Consider the following 17058-nt stretch of genomic DNA (forward strand, 5'->3'; position numbering starts at 1 on the left):
GTGCGCATCATCGGTCGTCTCCGATCGGCTGGGCTGGGCGGGCCAGGAGGACCGCGGTGTTGTCGATGAGCCGGGTGCTGCCGGCGCGGGCGGCGACCAGCAGCCGGGCCGGGCCGGCGGCCGGCGCCGGTCCGAGGTCCGGATCGGTCAGTTCGAGGTAGTCCAGGAGGAGCCCCGGGGCGGCGGCGAGGACCGCGCGGGTGGCGGCCAGGACGGCGGCGGCGCCCTGCGCCCCGGCGGCTGCTCCGGCGCGCAGTGCCGCGGACAACGCCGCGGCCGCCTGCCGCTGTTCCGCGTCGAGGTACCGGTTGCGGGAGGACAGCGCCAGGCCGTCGGCCTCCCGGACGGTGGGCACGCCGACGACCTCGACCCCCAGCGCGAGCTCGCGGGCCATCGCGCGGATCAGCGTGAGCTGCTGGTAGTCCTTCTCCCCGAACACGGCGACGTCCGGGCGGGCCAGGCCGAACAGCTTCGCCACGACGGTGAGCACGCCGGCGAAGTGCCCGGGTCGGACGGCGCCCTCCAGCACCGAACCGAGCGGCCCGGGATGCACGGTGACGCCCACCGCGCCGGGCGGGTAGACCTCCTCGATCGGCGGGTGGAAGACGACGTCGGCCCCCTCCTCGGCGAGGGCGGCGAGGTCGGCGTCCCAGGTGCGCGGGTAGCGGTCGAAGTCCTCGCCGGGCCCGAACTGGGTCGGGTTGACGAACACCGAGACCACGACGCTGCCGCCGTGCTCCCGCGCGGCCCGCACCAGCGTGCGGTGGCCCTCGTGCAGCGCGCCCATCGTGGGCACCAGGACGACGGGGCCGGGCAGGGCGGTGCGGAGCGTGCGCAGTTCGGCGGTGGTCGCGGCGACGGCCGGGCGCGTGGTCACGGTCATCGGCGGAAGCACCCCCTTCTCCCCTCCGCTCGCACGCTCGCGAGGGACCCCGGAAGGAGACCGACCAGCGGTCATCGAGCTACGCCGTTCTGCCGCGCGCCGTCGAGCAGCTCCAGCAGCGGGTCGGCCTCGTGCCGCTTCAGCCGGCCGGCGGCCAGCGCCCGCTCGGTGGTGCGCCGGGCGAGCGCCACGTAGGCGCCGACCGAGTCCGGGGCCCGCTCGGTGAGGGTGTCCAGGTGGTCGCGGACGGTGCCGACGTCGCCCCGGCTGACCGGTCCGGTGAGCCCGCGGTCACCGCGGCGCAGGCCGTTGTCCAGGGCGGCGGTGAGCAGCGGGCCCAGCACCCGCGCGGGGGCGTCCACGCCGGCGGTGCGCAGGAGGTCGGCGGCCTCGGCGACCAGGGTGACCAGGTGGTTGGCGCCGGTGACCAGCGCCGCGTGGTACAGCCGCCGGTCGGCCTCGTCGACCCAGAACGGCTCGCCCCCCATCTCCAGCACCAGCATCTCCGCCACGGCCCGGTGCTCGGGCCGGCTGGTCACCCCGAACGGGCTCGCGGTCAGCCGCTGGGCGTCCTCGGGCCCGCCGGAGAAGGTCATCGCCGGGTGCAGGGCCAGCGGCAGGACGCCGGCCCGCTCGGCCGGCTCCAGCGCGGCCAGGCCGTGCGCGCCGGAGGTGTGGAAGAGCAGCTGGCCACGGCGCCAGACGCCGGTCTCCGCCAGGCCGGCGACCAGCCCGGCCAGCGTGTCGTCGGGGACCGCGAGCACGACCAGGTCGCTGCCGGCGACGACCTCGTCGGCGGGGCGGAGCGGCACCCCGGGCAGCAGGCGGGCGGCGCGCTCACGGGTGGCGGCGGACAGCCCGGAGGCGGCGACCACCTCGTGGCCGGCGGCGGCGAGCGCGGCACCGAGCACGGCGCCCACCCGGCCGGCGCCGATGACGCCGACGCGGAGGCGGGCGGGGGCCTCGGCGGCCGGGGGGAGCCCGGCGGCGGGCAGGTCGTGGGGCAGGTCGACGGGCGCGGGATCTCCCGCGCGGGAGGGACGGATCGACATCCCGGGTGCACCCTCTCGTTCCAGTCCCTGGCGGGTACCGGACTCAGGTCGCGTCGTCCCACGTCGTCGTGGGCCGGAGTCTGCTGTGCCGTGCTGCTGTGCGGTGCTGCTGTGCGGTGCTGTCGTGTTGGGCACCCCGCCCGCTGCAACCGCCCGGAGGCGTGTCACGCAGGTGACGTGTCGGCATCGAGTCTGTCACCGTCCCGGCGTCGGGCAACGGTCGACCGCTGTGTCCTGGCTCACCCGGGTGAGTCCACGCGGTCACCGGGCGCTGGATACGTTGAGGCGCGCGCCGGCAGCGGAGCCGGCGCCGGAGCGGGAGGAGCACGGTGAGCAGCTTCGAGGGACGCACCGCACTGGTCACCGGGGCGAGCCGGGGCATCGGCTTCGCCATCGCCCGGGCACTGGTCGACCGGGGCGCCCGGGTGGTGGTCACCGCCCGCAGACCCGAGGCGCTCGCCGAGGCGGTCGAGGCCCTGGGCGGGCCGGCGAAGGCGGTGGCCGTCGCGGGGAACGTCGGGGACGCCGAGCACCGCGCCGCCGCCGTCCGCGCCGCGATCGACACCTTCGGCAGCCTGGACGTGCTGGTCGGCAACGTGGGCATCAACCCGGTCTACGGCCCGCTGATGGACGCGCCGCTGGACGCCGTCCGCAAGATCCTGGACACCAACGTCGTGGCCAGCCTCGGCCTGGTGCAGGAGGCCTGGCGGGCGTGGCTGTCCGAGCACGGCGGCTCGGTGCTGATCGTGGCGTCGGTGGCCGGGCTGAAGTCCAGCGAGGGCATCGCCGCCTACGGGGTCAGCAAGGCGGCGCTGGTCAACCTGACCACCCAGCTGGCCGTGGAGCTCGGGCCCACCGTGCGGGTCAACGCCGTCGCGCCGGCGGTGGTGAAGACCCGGTTCGCCGAGGCGCTGTTCACCGGGCGCGAGGAGCAGGTCGCCGCGCAGTACCCGGTGGGCCGGCTCGGCGTGCCCGAGGACGTCGGCGCAGCCGCCGCCTACCTGCTCTCGGACGAGGCCGGCTGGGTCACCGGGCAGACCCTGGTGCTCGACGGCGGCGCACTCTCCCGCGGCCCGATCGGCTGACGGACCTCGCCCCGGGGCGCCCGGCTACTCGCCGCGGAGCACCCGGGCCAGGACGTCGTCCCCGCTGCCGTCCTCGTCGCGGTAGCGGCGCCGACGGCGACCGCTCGGCGCCGGCACACCGCTCTCGGCGAGGATCTGCTCCAGCCGGGCGTGCCCCTGCGGCTCCGGGGCGGGCCGGGGTGCCGGGGTGTCCCCGGACGTCGCCGGCTGCTCGCGCGCCCCGCGAGCGGGCTGTTCCCCATCCCACCGCGACCGTGCCGGACCGGTGGACCAGGAGCTCGCCGGCTCCCCGGCCGGTGCGGCGGCCCAGCTGGAGCCGGTGAGCGAGCCGGTGCCGTAGGGCTCGCTCGACCAGGAGCCCGGCCCGGCGTCGCCCGGCGCCTCCGCCGGGCCGGTCGGCCGGTCGGGGCGCCCCGGCTCGACGGCCCGTCCGTGCCGGCCGGCGGCCGGGGCGTCGTCGTCGGGTTCGGCGGCCCGGCGGTGCCGCCGGGGTGCGGGCTCGGCGGCCGGCTGGTCGACCAGGGAGTTCGCGCGGAGCCACTCCCGCGGCGAGGGCGGGGGCTCGACGGCACGGGCCGCCGGGCGCGGGGTGGGCACCGGCGTGGGCACCGGCGTGGGCACGGCCTCGGGCATCGGCCGCTGGACCGGCTCTGCATCGACCGCCGTCAGGAACCCGGTGTCCCACCCGGACGAGGTCGGCCAGCCGGACGACTCGCCGTCCGTGCCGCGCTGCTCGGGCAGCGCGGCGGCCGGCCCGCGCACCGACTGGGCGCGCATGACCATCCGCTCGACCAGCAGCTCGCCGGAGAGCTGCTCGGTGAGCTCGGCGCGCATGCGGCCGAGGTCCGTCCGCAGCTCGCCCAGGGCGGCCAGTTCGCTGTGCAGCTGACCGAGACCGCTCAGCTCCTGGCGCAGCGAGCCGAGCGCGGCGACCTCCGAGCGCAGCTGGTCCAGCGCGGTCAGGTCCTCCCGGAGCCGCCTGACCGATGCCAGCTCCTCCCGCACCTGCGCCAGGCCGGCCAGCTCGCCACGGAGCTGGACCAGCTCGGCGCGCATGGCCTGCTCGGCCTCCCGCCGCAGCCGGCCCTCCAGCTCCGCCTCGTACTCGTGCCGCGCCGCGACCTCCCGGGCCAGCTCCAGCTCGTAGGAGTGGCGCAGCTCCGCCTCCCGGTCCGCCTCCTCCCGGCCACCCTGCTCGGGGACGCCGCCGCGACCACCGAGCAGCAGGCCGGCGGCGACCACCGCCCAGCAGACCGCGAGCAGCAGCACGCGCAGGTGCACCGGGTCGTCGGTGAGCACGACCACCACGGTGACCAGCACCGCCAGGCCGACGCCGGCGCTTCCCCGGAGAGCGCGTCCCCGGGACCCGGTGCGGTTCCCGACCGGCTCGTCCAGCGCGGGCAGCGGGCGGGCCGCAGCGGCGGTCGACCCCGCGCGGGCAGCGGCCGGACGGGACGGCGGTGGGACCGGCGGACGCCCCGCGGGGACAGGCCGCCCGGGCGCGCTGTCGTCCCGGCGACCTCCCATGCGCCCACCATAAGGCCACCGAACGGCGTCAGGCGGTCACGGCGCGGCGTCGGCGCGAGATGCGGTGGCAGGCTGGGCGGATGACGCTGAGCCTGCTGGACTGGCGGCGCCGGGTGGCCGCCCTCTACGCGTCGGCCCGCACCGCCGCGGACCCCGAGGAGGGCTGGCGGGGCTGGCGGGCCGGCCGCGACGCGCTCCTCGGCGAGCACCCCGACTCTCCCCTGCCGGCGGGCGCCCGACCGGGCTTTCCCGGGCTCCCGTTCGCCGCCTACGACCCGGCGCTGCGCTTCGACGTCCGGGTGGACACCGACGTCGAGCCGGTGCGGCTCGGGGTGCCCACCACCGACGACGGTGGGGTGGTGCTGCGCCGGGTCGGGCGGGTGACCCTGGGCGACGTCGGCCGGCTCGACGTGTGGTGGCTGGCCGGGTACGGCGGCGGGCTGTTCCTGCCGCTGCGCGACGGCAGCGCCGGCGGCTCGACCTACGGCGGCGGCCGGTACCTGCTGGACACGGTGAAGGGCGCCGACCTCGGTGGGGACGACGGGCGACTGGTGGTCGACCTCAACTTCGCCTACCACCCGTCGTGCGCCTACGACCCGGCGTGGACCTGCCCGCTGGCGCCGGAGGGCAACCGGGCCGACGCCGCCGTCGCCGCCGGGGAGCAGCTGCCCCCCGGCGGCTGGCACTGAGGTGAGGTACCAACAGCCGCCCTCCAGGGGCCCCCGCCGAGCGTGCGAGACGTGGGGGGAAGGGCGGTCCTCCTACTGGGCGAGGGCCCCGTCGGAGCTGAAGACCAGGCCGATCGACACCTCGCCCTGCTGGATGGCGGCCTTGGTCAGCGGGCCACCGGCGTCCAGCTCGCGGAAGCCGGCGAACTCGAGCCCGTAGGTCTCCTCAAGGCCGGGCTGGCACTGCGGCCGGGTCGGGCACTCGGTCGGGCCACCGAGCACCAGCGAGCCGTCGCCGCAGGCGTCGGCCAGCTCCGACAGGGTGGCGACGCCGAGCTCGTCGGCGAACGCCTGGGTGACGGCGAAGGCGTTCTGGTCGGCGGCCTCGGAGGGCTCGCCGAACACCAGCCCGGCCTCGTCGGCCAACGGCCGCAGTGCCTCGAGCGTGGCCTCGACGTCACCCGAGGCGACCTGGGTCTGGTCGTCGCCCTCGAGCCACTCGGTGACGGTGGCCAGGTACTCCGGGAAGGCCTGGATCTCCCCGCGCTGCAGGGCGGGCAGGTACAGCTCCCGGTTGCCCACCACCTGCACCGAGGCCTCGAAGCCCGCCGCGTCGAGCACGTCGGCGTAGACGTTGGCCAGCACCGTGGACTCGGTGAAGTTGGCCGCGCCCACGGTGATCGGGCCGCTGCCCTGCTCCAGCCCCTCGGTCACGCTGCCGTGCTCGTCGACCCAGCCCTGGGCGACGTCCTCGGCGCTCTGCCGCTGCACGTCGACCGCGGCGTTCATCTCCACGAGGTCGTCGGTGGTCAGCTCCGCCGAGACGGCGTCCAGCGCCGGGAGCAGCGCCGGGTCGGCCGCGGCCGCCTCGGCGTTGACCGCCGGGATGATGTTGTCGGCGTTCTGCAGCTCCTGGTCGTCCTCGAGCACGACCAGCTGGTCGCCGGGCACCGGCGCGCAGGCGTCGCCGCCGGCCGAGCCACCGGCCTGCGAGCCGCCGCCGGTGCCGGACGAGCCGGACTCGCCGCAGGCCGCCGTGGCCAGCACCGCGGCGGCTGCCGCCGTGACGGCGAGGTGGGTGAAGGAACGACGACGCGTGCGCATGGGCTCCGCCTTCTGTGTCCCGTGGCGCCCCCTGGTGGACGGCCACGCGTGTCTGGCGGGAAGAACCCGCAGCCCACAACCCAACTCGCCGGGGACCGGCGCCGCAACCGCGCAGGTGACCCGTTGCCGTTCCGTGACCCGCGGTCAGAGGGGGGAGGTCGCCTGCGCCTGGCGGCGCACCCGGAGCCGGGTCCACGGCAGCTGCCGCTCCCCGGGGGTCAGCGCCCAGCTCAGCGCCGCGAGCAGCACCTCGGTGAGCACCGCCAGGGCGGCCACGAGCAGTGCCCCGGCCAGCACGGTGCCGTAGTCCTGCTGGCCGAACCCCAGGTTGATGATCCGGCCCAGCCCGCCCCCGGCGACCAGCGCGGCCAGCGTGGCCGTGGCGACCACCTGGACCGCGGCGGTGCGCACCCCGGTCATCAGCAGCGGGGTGGCGAGCGGCAGTTCGGCCCGCAGCAGCACCTGCCGCTCGCTCATCCCCATCGCCCGGGCGGCCTCGACGACGTCCCGGTCGACGCCGCGGAAGCCGATGTGGGTGTTGGTCAGCACCGGGGGGAACGCGAAGACGGCCAGCGCGATGGTGGTCGCCGTCGGTCCGAAGCCGATCGGGGTGACCGCGAAGATCGTGAGCAGCGCCAGGGTCGGCACCGCTCGGCTGACGTTGGACAGCGCGACGGTGAACCCGCCGCCCCGGCCGGTGTGCCCCAGCAGCGCGCCCAGCGGCACGGCCAGCAGGACCGCCGCCAGCACCGCGACGCCAGAAATCCGCAGGTGTTCGACCAGCAGGTCCAGGATCCCGCTCGGCCGCGTCCAGTTGTAGGGGTCGTTGAGGTACTGCAGGGCCTCCTGCCAGAGGTTCACGCCGCGGCCCGCCGGCTCCAGGGCGTGAGCAGCCGTTCAGCCACCGCCAGCAGCAGGTCGGCGAAGAGCGCCAGCAGCACGCACCCCACCGCGCCGGTGACGATCTCCGCCCGGTAGAAGTTCGCGTTGAAGCCGCCGACGATCAGCTGCCCCAGCCCCCCGTGCCCCACGATGACCCCCACGGTGACCAGCGCGACCGTGGAGACGGTGGCGACCCGCAACCCGGCGACGAACGAGGGCAGCGCCAGCGGCAGCTCCACCTGCCAGAACAGCCGCGCCGGCCCGTACCCCATGCCCTGGGCGGCCTCCCGCACGTCCGGCGGAACCGACCGCAGGCCGGCGAGGAAGTTCCGGACCAGGATGACCAGCGAGTACAGCACCAGCCCGACCAGCACGGTGGTCGCCGTCAGCCCGGTGACCGGCGCGATGAACGCGAACATCGCCAACGAGGGGATCGTGTAGATCAGCGTGGACAGGCCCAGCACCGGGCCGGCCAGCCACCGGCTGCGCCGGGCCAGCAGCGCCAGCGGCAGGGCGATCACCGCCCCCAGCAGCACGGCGGCGACGGTCAGCCTGACGTGCTCGCCCGCCAGGTCCACAATGGTGTCCCAGTTCCGGGTCACGTAGGAGGGGTCGAACCAGGGGTTCGGCGCCGCCTCGACCGCGAGCACGAGATCGCTCGCCGCGCTCACCACCGGGCGCCTGCCAGGAAGGCCACCTCGTGGACGCTACTGCTCGGTCCGGACCTCCCGCAGCCTCGCGAGCCGAGGAGATCCGGCTCGACGGCGTCGGCAAGCGCTACCCCGACGGCACCGTCGGGGTGCGGGAGCTGGACCTGACCTTCGCCGCGGGCGAGCTCAGCGTGCTGGTCGGCCCCTCCGGGTGCGGGAAGACCACCACGATGAAGATGATCAACCGGATCATCGAGCCGACCAGCGGGCGGATCCTGCTCGGCGACGACGACGTCACCTCCGTCGACCCGGTTCAGCTGCGCCGGCGGATCGGCTACGTCATCCAGAACGTGGGCCTCTTCCCGCACCAGACCGTGCGGCGCAACGTCGCCACCGTCCCGCGGCTGCTCGGCTGGGACAGGCGCCGGACCCGCGACCGGGTGGATGAGCTGCTGGAGCTGGTCGGGCTGGACGCGGCGACGTTCGGCGACCGCTACCCCCACCAGCTCTCCGGCGGGCAGCGCCAGCGGGCCGGGGTGGCCCGGGCGCTGGCCGCCGACCCCGGCGTCCTGCTGATGGACGAGCCCTTCTCCGCCGTCGACCCGATCGTGCGGGAGCGCCTGCAGACGGAGTTCCTCCGGCTGCAGCAGGCGGTCCGCAAGACGATCGTCTTCGTCACTCACGACATCGAGGAGGCCGTCCGGCTGGGCGACCGGATCGCGGTGATGAGCGAGGGGGGCATCGTCGAGCAGTTCGCCCCGCCGGCGGAGCTGCTCGGCGCCCCCGCCACCCCGTTCGTCGCCGACTTCGTGGGCGCCGACCGCGGGCTCAAGCGGCTGGCGGTCACCGGGATCGACCTCCGGGACCTGGAGCAGCCCCCGGTGGTGCACGTCGACGACGGGCTGGCCGACGCCCGGGCGGCGCTGGCGCACGCCGGGGCCCGCTGGGCCGTCGTGCTGGACGACGCGCAGCGGCTGCACGGCTGGATCTCCGCCGAGCGCGCCTCCGGGGCGGGCACGGTCCGCGGCGCGGCGCGGCGGATGGAGGCCTGGGTGCCGGTCGACGCCACGCTGAAGACCGCGTTCGCCACGATGCTGCAGCTGGAGGCCGGCTGGGTGGCGGTGCTGGACGGCGACCGGTTCTGCGGGGTGCTGACCCCCGAGTCGCTGCACGCGGCGCTGCGCCGGTCGGTCGAGGGCAGGGCGCCCGAGGTGGCCGGGGCCGCCCGGGTCTGAGAGAGGACCCCGTCCTCCTCACCCCTCGCACGCTCGGGACGAGCCTCTGGACGGGGCCACCTGGCCGACCGATCCACTACGCGCGGGCGCCGCCGGGGGTGCCCTCGTCGTCGCGGTCGGGCGGGATCCGGCAGACGTGCTCCAGCCACAGCGCGGCGGCGACCAGCCCGGCCCCGAGGACGACGCCGATCGCTCCGGTGACCGAGTCGCCCGCGGCGGCGCGCAGCTGCCCGAGCGCCGGCAGCGTGTGCAGCAGCAGCCCGCCCCAGACCCCGGCGAAGACCGCACCGACGTAGGCGCTGGCCTGGGCGAGCACCGCGAGCCGGGCGACCAGCAGGGGCTCCACCGGGTGGGCCGACCCGGTCGGCGACGGCCGGCGCTCCCGCTGGGCGCTCAGCCGGGCCCGCAGCGTGCGCGCACCGAACGCCTCCGCGACCGCGAGCACCCCGAGCGGGAGCGGCAGCCACCAGGACAGGGCGGGCAGCGACCCGTAGGCGACCCGCACCACCAGCCAGGACGCCACGGCGAGGCCGAGGGCCAGGACCAGCAGGTCACGCCGGCGCACCGGGCTCACGCCAGCTGCTCCCAGCGGACCACCGCGGCGACGTCGTCGGCCGGCAGCGCGGCGAGCAGGTCGGCCACCGCCCCGTGGCCGGGCAGCTGGGCACCGGGGTCCAGCGCCAGCCACGGCACCAGCACGAACGCCCGCTCGTGCGCCCGGGGGTGCGGCAGCGTCAGCTCCGGGTCGTCGGAGAGCACCGGGGTGCCGTCGTCGGCGGTCACCGTGACCACGTCGACGTCCAGCGTGCGGGCGCCCCACCGCACCTCCCGGGTGCGGCCGGCCGCCTGCTCCAGCTCGGCGGCCAGCGCCAGCCAGCCGGCGGCGTCCCGATCGCCCCGCACGACGGCGATCGCGTTCAGGTACGGCGGCTGCTCGACCGGCCCCCACGGCGGCGTCTCGTACAGCACCGAGCGGGCCACCAGCCCCTGCCCGGCGAGCGACTCCATGGCGCGGCGCAGCGTGCCCGCGCGGTCACCCAGGTTGGCCCCCAGCGACAGGACGGCGCGGCTCATTCGCGCTCGCGCCGGATCGCGACCGTGACGTCGTCGGCGGGGACGCCGAGGTCGGCCTGCGGCTTGTGCACGGTGATCTCCACGGCCTGCACGATCCCGTACCCGAGGCAGAGGTCGGCCAGCCGCTGGGCGAGGGTCTCCAGCAGGTCGACCGGCTCGCCGACCAGGAGCGCGTGCAGCCGCTGGGAGAGCTCCGCGTAGTTGACCGTCCGGGTGAGGTCGTCGGTCGCCGCCGCCGGCGCGGTGTCCAGCTCCAGCACGGCGTCCACCCGGAACGTCTGCCCGCGTTCGCGCTCCTCGGGGTACACCCCGTGGAAGCCGTGCCCGGTCAGCCCGTGCACGGTGATCCGGTCGGGGACGGCTCGGGTCGGGTCAGCCATGGTGCGTCCCTCCGCTCCGGGCGGCCTGCACGGCCGCCACCGTCCTGATCGCGTCCAGCGACTGCACCGGGTCGTGCACCCGCACGCCCCACGCGCCGGCCTGCGCGGCCAGCACGGTGATCGCCGTCGTCGCCGCCTCCCGGCCCTCGACCGGCCGGACGGCGCCGTCCGGGCCGGCCAGCAGCCGGCCCAGGAACGTCTTGCGCGAGGCGCCCACCAGCAGCGGCAGGCCGAGGGCGACCAGCCGGTCGGTGCCGGCGAGCAGCGCCCAGTTGTGCTCGGCGTTCTTCGCGAAGCCCAGTCCGGGGTCCAGCACCAGCTGCGCCGGGTCGACGCCGGCCGCCACGACGTCCTCCACCCGGGCGGTCAGCTCGGCGGCAACCTCGGTGACGACGTCGCCGTAGCGGGCCGCCGCGTGCATCTCCCGGCTGTGCCCCCGCCAGTGCATGAGCACCCACGGGACCCCGGTGTCGGCGACCAGCCGGGCCATGCCGGCGTCGGCCAGCCCCCCGCTGACGTCGTTGACCAGCACCGCGCCGGCGTCCAGGGCCGCCTCGGCGACCTCCGCGCGTGTGGTGTCCACGCTCACCCGCACGCCGGCGCCGGCCAGCTCGCGGACCACCGGCACGACCCGGCGGCACTCCTCCTCGGCGTCGACGCGGTCGGCGCCGGGCCGGGTCGACTCACCGCCGACGTCGACGTAGTCGGCGCCGGCGGCGTGCATGCGCAGGCCGTGCGCGATAGCGGCGTCCCGGTCGGCGAACGTGCCGCCGTCGGAGAAGGAGTCCGGCGTGACGTTGAGGACGCCCATCACCACGCACCGGCCGGGGCGCGGCAGCGCGAGGTTCACCGCTGCAGGATGAGGCTCATCGCCTCGCTGCGCGTGGCCGCGCTGTCCCGGAAGACCCCGCGCACGGCCGAGGTCATCGTCGACGACCCCGGCTTGCGGATGCCGCGCATCGACATGCACAGGTGCTCGGCCTGGATCACCACGATCACGCCCTGCGGCTTGAGCACGTCGTGCAGCGCGTCGGCGACCTGGCGGGTGAGCCGTTCCTGCACCTGGGGCCGGCGGGCGTAGACGTCGACCAGCCGGGCCAGCTTGGACAGCCCGGTCACCCGACCGTCGGGGCCCGGGATGTAGCCGACGTGCGCGACCCCGTGGAAGGGCACCAGGTGGTGCTCGCAGGTCGAGTACATCGGGATGTCCCTGACCAGCACCATCTCGTCGTGGTCCTCGGCGAACGTCGTCGCCAGGACGTCGTAGGGATCCTGGTCGAGGCCCGCGAACACCTCGGCGTACGCCCGGGCCACCCGGGCCGGGGTGTCGACCAGGCCGGGCCGGTCCGGGTCCTCGCCGATGGCGAGCAGCAGCTCCCGGACGGCGGCCTCGGCCCGGGCGGAGTCGATCCGGCCCGGGCGCAGGTCGCCGACGACGTCACCGGTGACCCGGTCCTGTCCGACGCCGTCGACCTCGCGCCCGCCCCCGGTCTGCCGGGCGCTCACCGGCCCTGCGCCGGGGCGCCCACGTCCCCGACCGGGTTCGGGTTGCCCTGCGTCGAGCTGCCGTTGACGTGCCCGTTCTGCGCCGCGGCCTGCTCGGCCGGGGTGAGCACCGGACCGCGCTGGGACGGCGTCCGCTTGCCGAAGCCGTTGTACGGGGCCAGCGAGGGCCGCTTGGCGACCCCGGCGCAGATCCGCGCCATGTCCTCGCGGGAGAGGGTCTCCTTCTCGATCAGCTCGAGCACCAGCTGGTCGAGGGTGTCCCGGTACTCGACCAGGATCTCCCACGCCTCGTCGTGCGCGGCCTCGATGAGCGCCCGCACCTCGCCGTCGATGTCGGCGGCGACCGCGTCGGAGTAGTCGGGCCGCGAGCCCATGTCCCGGCCGAGGAACGGCTCGGAGTCGGTGCTGCCGTACTTGACCGCGCCGAGCTTGGCGCTCATGCCGTACTGGGTGACCATCGAACGGGCCATCGCGGTGGCCTTCTCGATGTCGTTGCCGGCACCGGTGGTGGGCTCGTGGAAGACCAGCTCCTCGGCGGCCCGGCCACCCAGCGCGTACGCCAGGGTGTCGATCATCTCCGAGCGGGTCTGGGTGTACTTGTCCTCGGTCGGCAGCACCAGGGTGTGCCCCAGCGAGCGCCCGCGCGGCAGGATCGTCACCTTGTGCACCGGGTCGGTGTTCGGCAGCGCGTGCGCCACCAGGGCGTGGCCGCCCTCGTGGTACGCGGTGACCTTCTTCTCCTTCTCGCTCATCGCCCGGGTCTTGCGCTCGGGGCCGGCGATGACCCGGTCGATCGCCTCCTCGAGGGCGGCGTCGGTGATCACCGTGCCGTCGTGCCGGGCGGTGAGCAGCGCGGCCTCGTTGAGCACGTTGGCCAGGTCGGCGCCGGTGAAGCCGGGGGTGCGGCGGGCGACGGTCTCCAGGTCGACGTCGTCGGCCAGCGGCTTGCCGGTGGCGTGCACCTTGAGCACGGCGACGCGGCCGGCCAGGTCGGGGCGGTCGACGGCGATCTGCCGGTCGAAGCGGCCCGGGCGCAGCAGCGCGGGGTCCAGGACGTCCGGTCGGTTCGTGGCGGCGATCATGATGACCCCGCCCTTGACGTCGAAGCCGTCCATCTCCACCAGCATCTGGTTGAGGGTCTGCTCGCGCTCGTCGTGCCCACCACCCATGCCGGCGCCGCGCTGCCGCCCGACGGCATCGATCTCGTCGACGAAGATGATCGCCGGGGCGTTCTCCTTCGCCTGGGTGAACAGGTCGCGGACCCGGCTGGCGCCGACGCCGACGAACATCTCGACGAAGTCCGAGCCGGAGATCGAGTAGAACGGCACCCCGGCCTCGCCGGCGACCGCGCGGGCCAGCAGCGTCTTGCCGGTACCGGGCGGCCCGAACAGCAGCACGCCCTTGGGGATCTTGGCGCCGATCGCCTGGAACTTCACCGGGTTCTGCAGGAACTCCTTGATCTCGTGCAGCTCCTCGATCGCCTCGTCGGCGCCGGCGACGTCGGCGAACGTCGTCTTCGGGGTGTCCTTGCTGACCACCTTGGCCTTGGACTTGCCGAAGGCCATCACGCCGCGGCCGCCGCCCTGCATGGAGTTGAACAGCCAGAACAGCAGCAGCAGGAGGATCAGGAAGGGCAGGAAGCTGACCAGCAGGCTGGTGAGCAGGCTGGTCTGGGTGACGGTGGTGTCGAACTCGTCGTCGGCGTCGCGCAGCAGGCCGACGAGGTCCTCCTCGAGCGCCACCGGGTAGGAGGCGCTGACCTGCTGGCTCCCCTCCACCGGGTTCTCGAGGTCGAGGTCGACCGTCTGCTCGGTGGTGTTGATCGTCGCGGAGGTGACGTTCCCGGCCTCGATCTGGGCGAGCGCGGTCGACGTCGAGACCTCGTCGTAGCCGTCGTTGCCCCGGAAGAAGCTGGAGCCGATGAAGGCCAGCGCGACGACCACGAGGACCCAGAACCAGACCGAGCGGAAGATCTTCTTACGTTCCATACACCGATGCCGGGCCACCCGGGACGTACCCGGCCCGCCCGTCGACCCTCCTGATCGTCGCAAGGACGCCGCACGCGGACGGAGGCGGCAGCCCGCCGCGGGGCGACGTCGTTGGCACGACGGTACACCGCGGGACCTGTGCGCCCGCTCGTCGCGAGCCCGGCCACGCTGCCGGGTCCCGCCGCGAGCGTACGGGCGTCGGGGGGCAGCGGGGTCCTTCTGCTACTCGTAGACCTCGGGCTTGAGCGTGCCGATGTAGGGCAGGTCGCGGTAGCGCTCGGCGTAGTCGAGCCCGTAGCCGACGACGAACTCGTTGGGGATGTCGAACCCGATGTACTTCACCGGGACGTCGACCTTCACCGCGTCGGGCTTGCGCAGCAGGGTGCACACCTCGAGGCTCGCCGGCCGCCGGCCGCCCAGGTTCTTCAGCAGCCAGGACAGGGTGAGCCCGGAGTCGATGATGTCCTCCAGCACCAGCACGTGCCGGTCGCTGATGTCCCGGTCGAGGTCCTTGAGGATGCGCACCACACCCGAGGAGCTGGTGGCGCTGCCGTAGGAGGAGACGGCCATGAACTCCATCTGGGTGGGCAGCCGCAGCGCCCGGGCGAAGTCGGACATGAACATCACCGCGCCCTTGAGCACCCCGACCAGGAGCACCTCCCGGCCGGCGTAGTCCGCGGCGATCGTCGCGGCCAGCTCCTCGATCTTGTCCTGGATCTGCTGCTCGGACAGGAGCACGTGGTCGATGTCGGGGCCGTAGCCGTGGTCGGGGCCCAACTGCCCGGTGCCCTGCGCTCCGGGGGTGGTCGGCTCGCTCACGGTCAGGGCTCCTCTGAGAGTTCGGCTGCGCGGGGGGTGGCGGTGCGGCGCCGGACGGCGGGGTGCCCGGCGCCGGAGCGCAGCACCAGCCTGCCAGACGAGCGCAGCACCCCCGCGCCACCGGGTAGGTCCACCCGGCCCTGACCGCGCCAGCGGGTGAGCAGGGCGTCGACCGCGCGCAGGTGGACCGCCTGCAGATCGGGAACGCCGGCGGACCGCAGCCAGCCGCGCAGCACCCGCCGGCGGAGCGCGTCGGGCAGCTCGGCCACCGGTCCGGCCGGCAGCCCGCCGTCCACGAGCAGCGCGGCGAGCCGGGCGCCGGCGAGCTCGTCGAGGGCCTCCAGGTCCTCCCGCAGGAGCCCGGCGGTGCGCGCCAGCGCCGGCGCGACCCCGCCGCCGAGCACCTCCTCCAGCAGCGGCAGCACCTCGGTCCGCAGCCGCACCCGGGTGTAGGCCGGATCGCTGTTCCACGGGTCGTCCCACACCGGCAGGCCCTGGTCGGCGCAGGCCTGCCGGGCGGTGGCCCGCCGGACGTCCAGGAACGGCCGCCACCAGGGGACGCCGTCCACGACCCGCTCGGCGACCATGCCGGCCACCGAGCGCGGGCCCGACCCGCGGCCCAGCCCGAGCAGCACCGTCTCGGCCTGGTCGTCGAGGGTGTGGCCCAGCGCGACCCGGGCCCCGTGCTCGCCGGCCACCCGGGCGAGGGCGGCGTAGCGGCCGGCCCGGGCGGCGGCCTCCGGGCCACCGCCGCCCCCCACCTCGGCGCGCACGCTCAGCACCGGGTCGAGGCCGAGCCCGCGCAGCAGGTGCGCGGTGGCGTCGGCGCGGGCGGCCGAGCCGGGCTGCAGCCCGTGGTCGACGGTCACGCCACCGACCCGGACGCCGGCGTGGCGCGCCTCGAAGGCCAGCGCCGAGGCCAGCGCCACCGAGTCCGCTCCCCCGCTGCAGGCGACCAGCACCGGCCGGTCCGAGCGGCGGAGACCGGCGCGGACGGCGTGCCGGACGACCGCGACCGCCGGTGGCGGCCCGGCCACCTCAGGCGGGAACGGCCGGGCGGCTGCCCAGCACGCGCTCCACCCAGCGGGCGGGGTCGGTGAGCTCCTCGACCAGCGGCAGGTTCTGCGGGCCGGCCCACACCTGGTTGAACCCGTCCATCCCGGCCAGCTCCACGACGCCGGCCACGAAGACCCGGCCATCGGCGTACTGCTGCATCTTCTGCTCCAGCCCGAGCAGCCGGCGCAGCACCCGGTCGATGGGCCCCCGGCCCTTGCGGCGCTGGGCGAACCGCTTGCGCAGCGTGCGCACGGAGGGGACGACGTCCGGTCCGACGCCGTCCATCACGAACTCGGCGTGCCCCTCGACCAGGCTCATCACCGCGGTCACCCGGTCCAGTACCGCCCGCTGCTCCGGGCCGCGGACCAGCGCCATCAGGCCCTGCGGGGCGCCGTCGTCGGCGCCGCCGCGGACCGCGTCGCCGAGGCTGCGGACCAGGTCGGTGAGCCGCTCGCGCAGCACGTCGGGCGTGAGGTCGGTGGCCGAGGCGAAGGCCTGCACCTGCTCCTCGAGGTAGGGGCGCAGCCACGGGACGGCGGTGAACTGCAGCTGGTGGGTGACCTCGTGCAGGCAGACCCACAGCCGGAAGTCGGTCGGGTCGACGCCCAGGCGCCGCTCGGTCTCGACGATGTTGGGCGCGACCAGCAGCAGCCGGCCGCCGGTGCCGAACACCTCGTACTGGCCGAGCACCCGCGTGCAGAGGAACGCCAGCACCCCCCCGGCCTGGACGCCGGTGGCGCGGGACCCGATCGCGGTGGCCAGCGGCCCGGGCGGGGTGCCGCCCTGGGCGGCGCGCAGCCCCTCCGTCAGCGGGTCGAGCAGCGCGGCCATGCCGACGGTGTTCGCGTCGACCCAGCCGGGCCGGTCGACGACGGCGACCACCGGCTCGGGCCCGCCGGGCACCGGGTGCAGGCCGGTCAGCCCCTCGACGTGCGCGACGGCGGTCGCGGCGGCGCGGTGCAGCTCGGCGACGACGTCGGCGGCCTCCTCCCGGGAGGTCTCCGGACCCGAGGAGGTGAGGCGGCGGGCGGTGCGGCCGGCGAGGTCCCAGTCGACGAGGGACGAGGAGCGGCTCATGCGGTCAACGTACGCCTGGAGGACCCCCTGCTCCCCACCGCTCGCGAGCTCGCGGCGGGACCTGGCAGGGGG

General features: G+C 75.6%; 18 protein-coding genes. 3 read left to right on the forward strand and 15 right to left on the reverse strand.

What is annotated here, in order from left to right; genetic code table 11:
- Positions 1 to 7 precede the first annotated feature (7 nt).
- Together panC and ACI783_RS03245 are read right to left on the reverse strand one after the other, a co-directional pair.
- Positions 8 to 883, reverse strand: coding sequence for a pantoate--beta-alanine ligase (gene panC / locus ACI783_RS03240; RefSeq protein ID WP_457139091.1), 876 nt, complete (start codon positions 881 to 883; stop codon positions 8 to 10).
- A 71-nt stretch (positions 884 to 954) separates the two neighbouring features.
- A complete protein-coding gene (locus tag ACI783_RS03245; protein ID WP_457139092.1) occupies positions 955 to 1935 on the reverse strand; it encodes a Rossmann-like and DUF2520 domain-containing protein in 981 nt (326 codons plus the stop codon).
- Between the two features lie 329 nt (positions 1936 to 2264).
- On the opposite strand from ACI783_RS03245, the gene ACI783_RS03250 reads away from it, so the two are divergent.
- Complete coding sequence (locus tag ACI783_RS03250) at positions 2265 to 3020, forward strand: SDR family oxidoreductase (protein ID WP_457139093.1); 756 nt, start codon at positions 2265 to 2267, stop codon at positions 3018 to 3020.
- A gap of 24 nt (positions 3021 to 3044) precedes the next feature.
- On the opposite strand, the gene ACI783_RS03255 is transcribed toward ACI783_RS03250, so the two are convergent.
- On the reverse strand, positions 3045 to 4340 hold the full coding sequence (locus tag ACI783_RS03255; RefSeq protein WP_457139094.1) for a DUF6779 domain-containing protein: 1296 nt from the start codon (positions 4338 to 4340) through the stop codon (positions 3045 to 3047).
- 287 nt (positions 4341 to 4627) lie between these two features.
- Here ACI783_RS03255 and ACI783_RS03260 point away from each other — a divergent pair, with 287 nt between their 5' ends.
- Positions 4628 to 5236 carry a DUF1684 domain-containing protein gene (locus ACI783_RS03260; protein WP_457139095.1) on the forward strand — a complete coding sequence of 203 codons (609 nt, stop codon included), beginning with the start codon at positions 4628 to 4630 and terminating at the stop codon, positions 5234 to 5236.
- Positions 5237 to 5308: 72 nt separating this feature from the next.
- Here ACI783_RS03260 and ACI783_RS03265 read toward each other — a convergent pair whose 3' ends face one another.
- The 3 genes from ACI783_RS03265 to ACI783_RS03275 all read right to left on the reverse strand — a co-directional run bounded on the left by ACI783_RS03265 (position 5309) and on the right by ACI783_RS03275 (position 7872).
- Entirely contained in the window at positions 5309 to 6319 is a 1011-nt protein-coding gene (locus tag ACI783_RS03265) for a glycine betaine ABC transporter substrate-binding protein (RefSeq protein WP_457139096.1), read from the reverse strand.
- A gap of 144 nt (positions 6320 to 6463) precedes the next feature.
- Entirely contained in the window at positions 6464 to 7180 is a 717-nt protein-coding gene (locus tag ACI783_RS03270) for an ABC transporter permease (protein ID WP_457139097.1), read from the reverse strand.
- A complete protein-coding gene (locus ACI783_RS03275; RefSeq protein WP_457139098.1) occupies positions 7177 to 7872 on the reverse strand; it encodes an ABC transporter permease in 696 nt (231 codons plus the stop codon). Before ACI783_RS03275 ends, ACI783_RS03270 begins: the two co-directional genes overlap by 4 nt.
- A 29-nt stretch (positions 7873 to 7901) precedes the next feature.
- On the opposite strand from ACI783_RS03275, the gene ACI783_RS03280 reads away from it, so the two are divergent.
- Entirely contained in the window at positions 7902 to 9086 is a 1185-nt protein-coding gene (locus tag ACI783_RS03280) for an ABC transporter ATP-binding protein (protein WP_457139099.1), read from the forward strand.
- Positions 9087 to 9162: 76 nt separating this feature from the next.
- Here the strand turns inward: ACI783_RS03280 and ACI783_RS03285 are convergent, their stop codons facing one another.
- The 9 genes from ACI783_RS03285 to ACI783_RS03325 form a co-directional block, all read right to left on the reverse strand.
- Positions 9163 to 9660: a DUF3180 domain-containing protein gene (locus tag ACI783_RS03285; RefSeq protein WP_457139100.1), complete on the reverse strand. Its 498-nt coding sequence runs from the start codon at positions 9658 to 9660 to the stop codon at positions 9163 to 9165.
- The gene (folK, locus tag ACI783_RS03290; RefSeq protein ID WP_457139101.1) at positions 9657 to 10160 is read right to left on the reverse strand and encodes a 2-amino-4-hydroxy-6-hydroxymethyldihydropteridine diphosphokinase; all 504 of its coding nucleotides are present in this window, start codon (positions 10158 to 10160) and stop codon (positions 9657 to 9659) included. Before folK ends, ACI783_RS03285 begins: the two co-directional genes overlap by 4 nt.
- Positions 10157 to 10540 (reverse strand): dihydroneopterin aldolase, encoded by a 384-nt coding sequence (folB, locus tag ACI783_RS03295; protein WP_457139102.1) that lies wholly within the window; start codon positions 10538 to 10540, stop codon positions 10157 to 10159. Before folB ends, folK begins: the two co-directional genes overlap by 4 nt.
- Complete coding sequence (folP, locus tag ACI783_RS03300; protein ID WP_457139103.1) at positions 10533 to 11390, reverse strand: dihydropteroate synthase; 858 nt, start codon at positions 11388 to 11390, stop codon at positions 10533 to 10535. The genes folB and folP overlap by 8 nt, the downstream gene beginning before the upstream one ends.
- The gene (folE, locus tag ACI783_RS03305; protein WP_457139104.1) at positions 11387 to 12046 is read right to left on the reverse strand and encodes a GTP cyclohydrolase I FolE; all 660 of its coding nucleotides are present in this window, start codon (positions 12044 to 12046) and stop codon (positions 11387 to 11389) included. The genes folP and folE overlap by 4 nt, the downstream gene beginning before the upstream one ends.
- Positions 12043 to 14034: an ATP-dependent zinc metalloprotease FtsH gene (ftsH, locus tag ACI783_RS03310; protein WP_457139105.1), complete on the reverse strand. Its 1992-nt coding sequence runs from the start codon at positions 14032 to 14034 to the stop codon at positions 12043 to 12045. Before ftsH ends, folE begins: the two co-directional genes overlap by 4 nt.
- Positions 14035 to 14256: 222 nt before the next feature.
- Entirely contained in the window at positions 14257 to 14853 is a 597-nt protein-coding gene (hpt, locus tag ACI783_RS03315) for a hypoxanthine phosphoribosyltransferase (protein WP_457139106.1), read from the reverse strand.
- 2 nt (positions 14854 to 14855) lie between these two features.
- Positions 14856 to 15890, reverse strand: a complete 1035-nt coding sequence (gene tilS, locus ACI783_RS03320) for a tRNA lysidine(34) synthetase TilS (RefSeq protein WP_457139107.1) — start codon at positions 15888 to 15890, stop codon at positions 14856 to 14858.
- A gap of 1 nt (position 15891) precedes the next feature.
- Positions 15892 to 16986, reverse strand: a complete 1095-nt coding sequence (locus ACI783_RS03325) for a zinc-dependent metalloprotease (protein ID WP_457139108.1) — start codon at positions 16984 to 16986, stop codon at positions 15892 to 15894.
- Positions 16987 to 17058 lie beyond the last annotated feature (72 nt).

This window comes from Modestobacter sp. SYSU DS0511 (assembly GCF_054050755.1).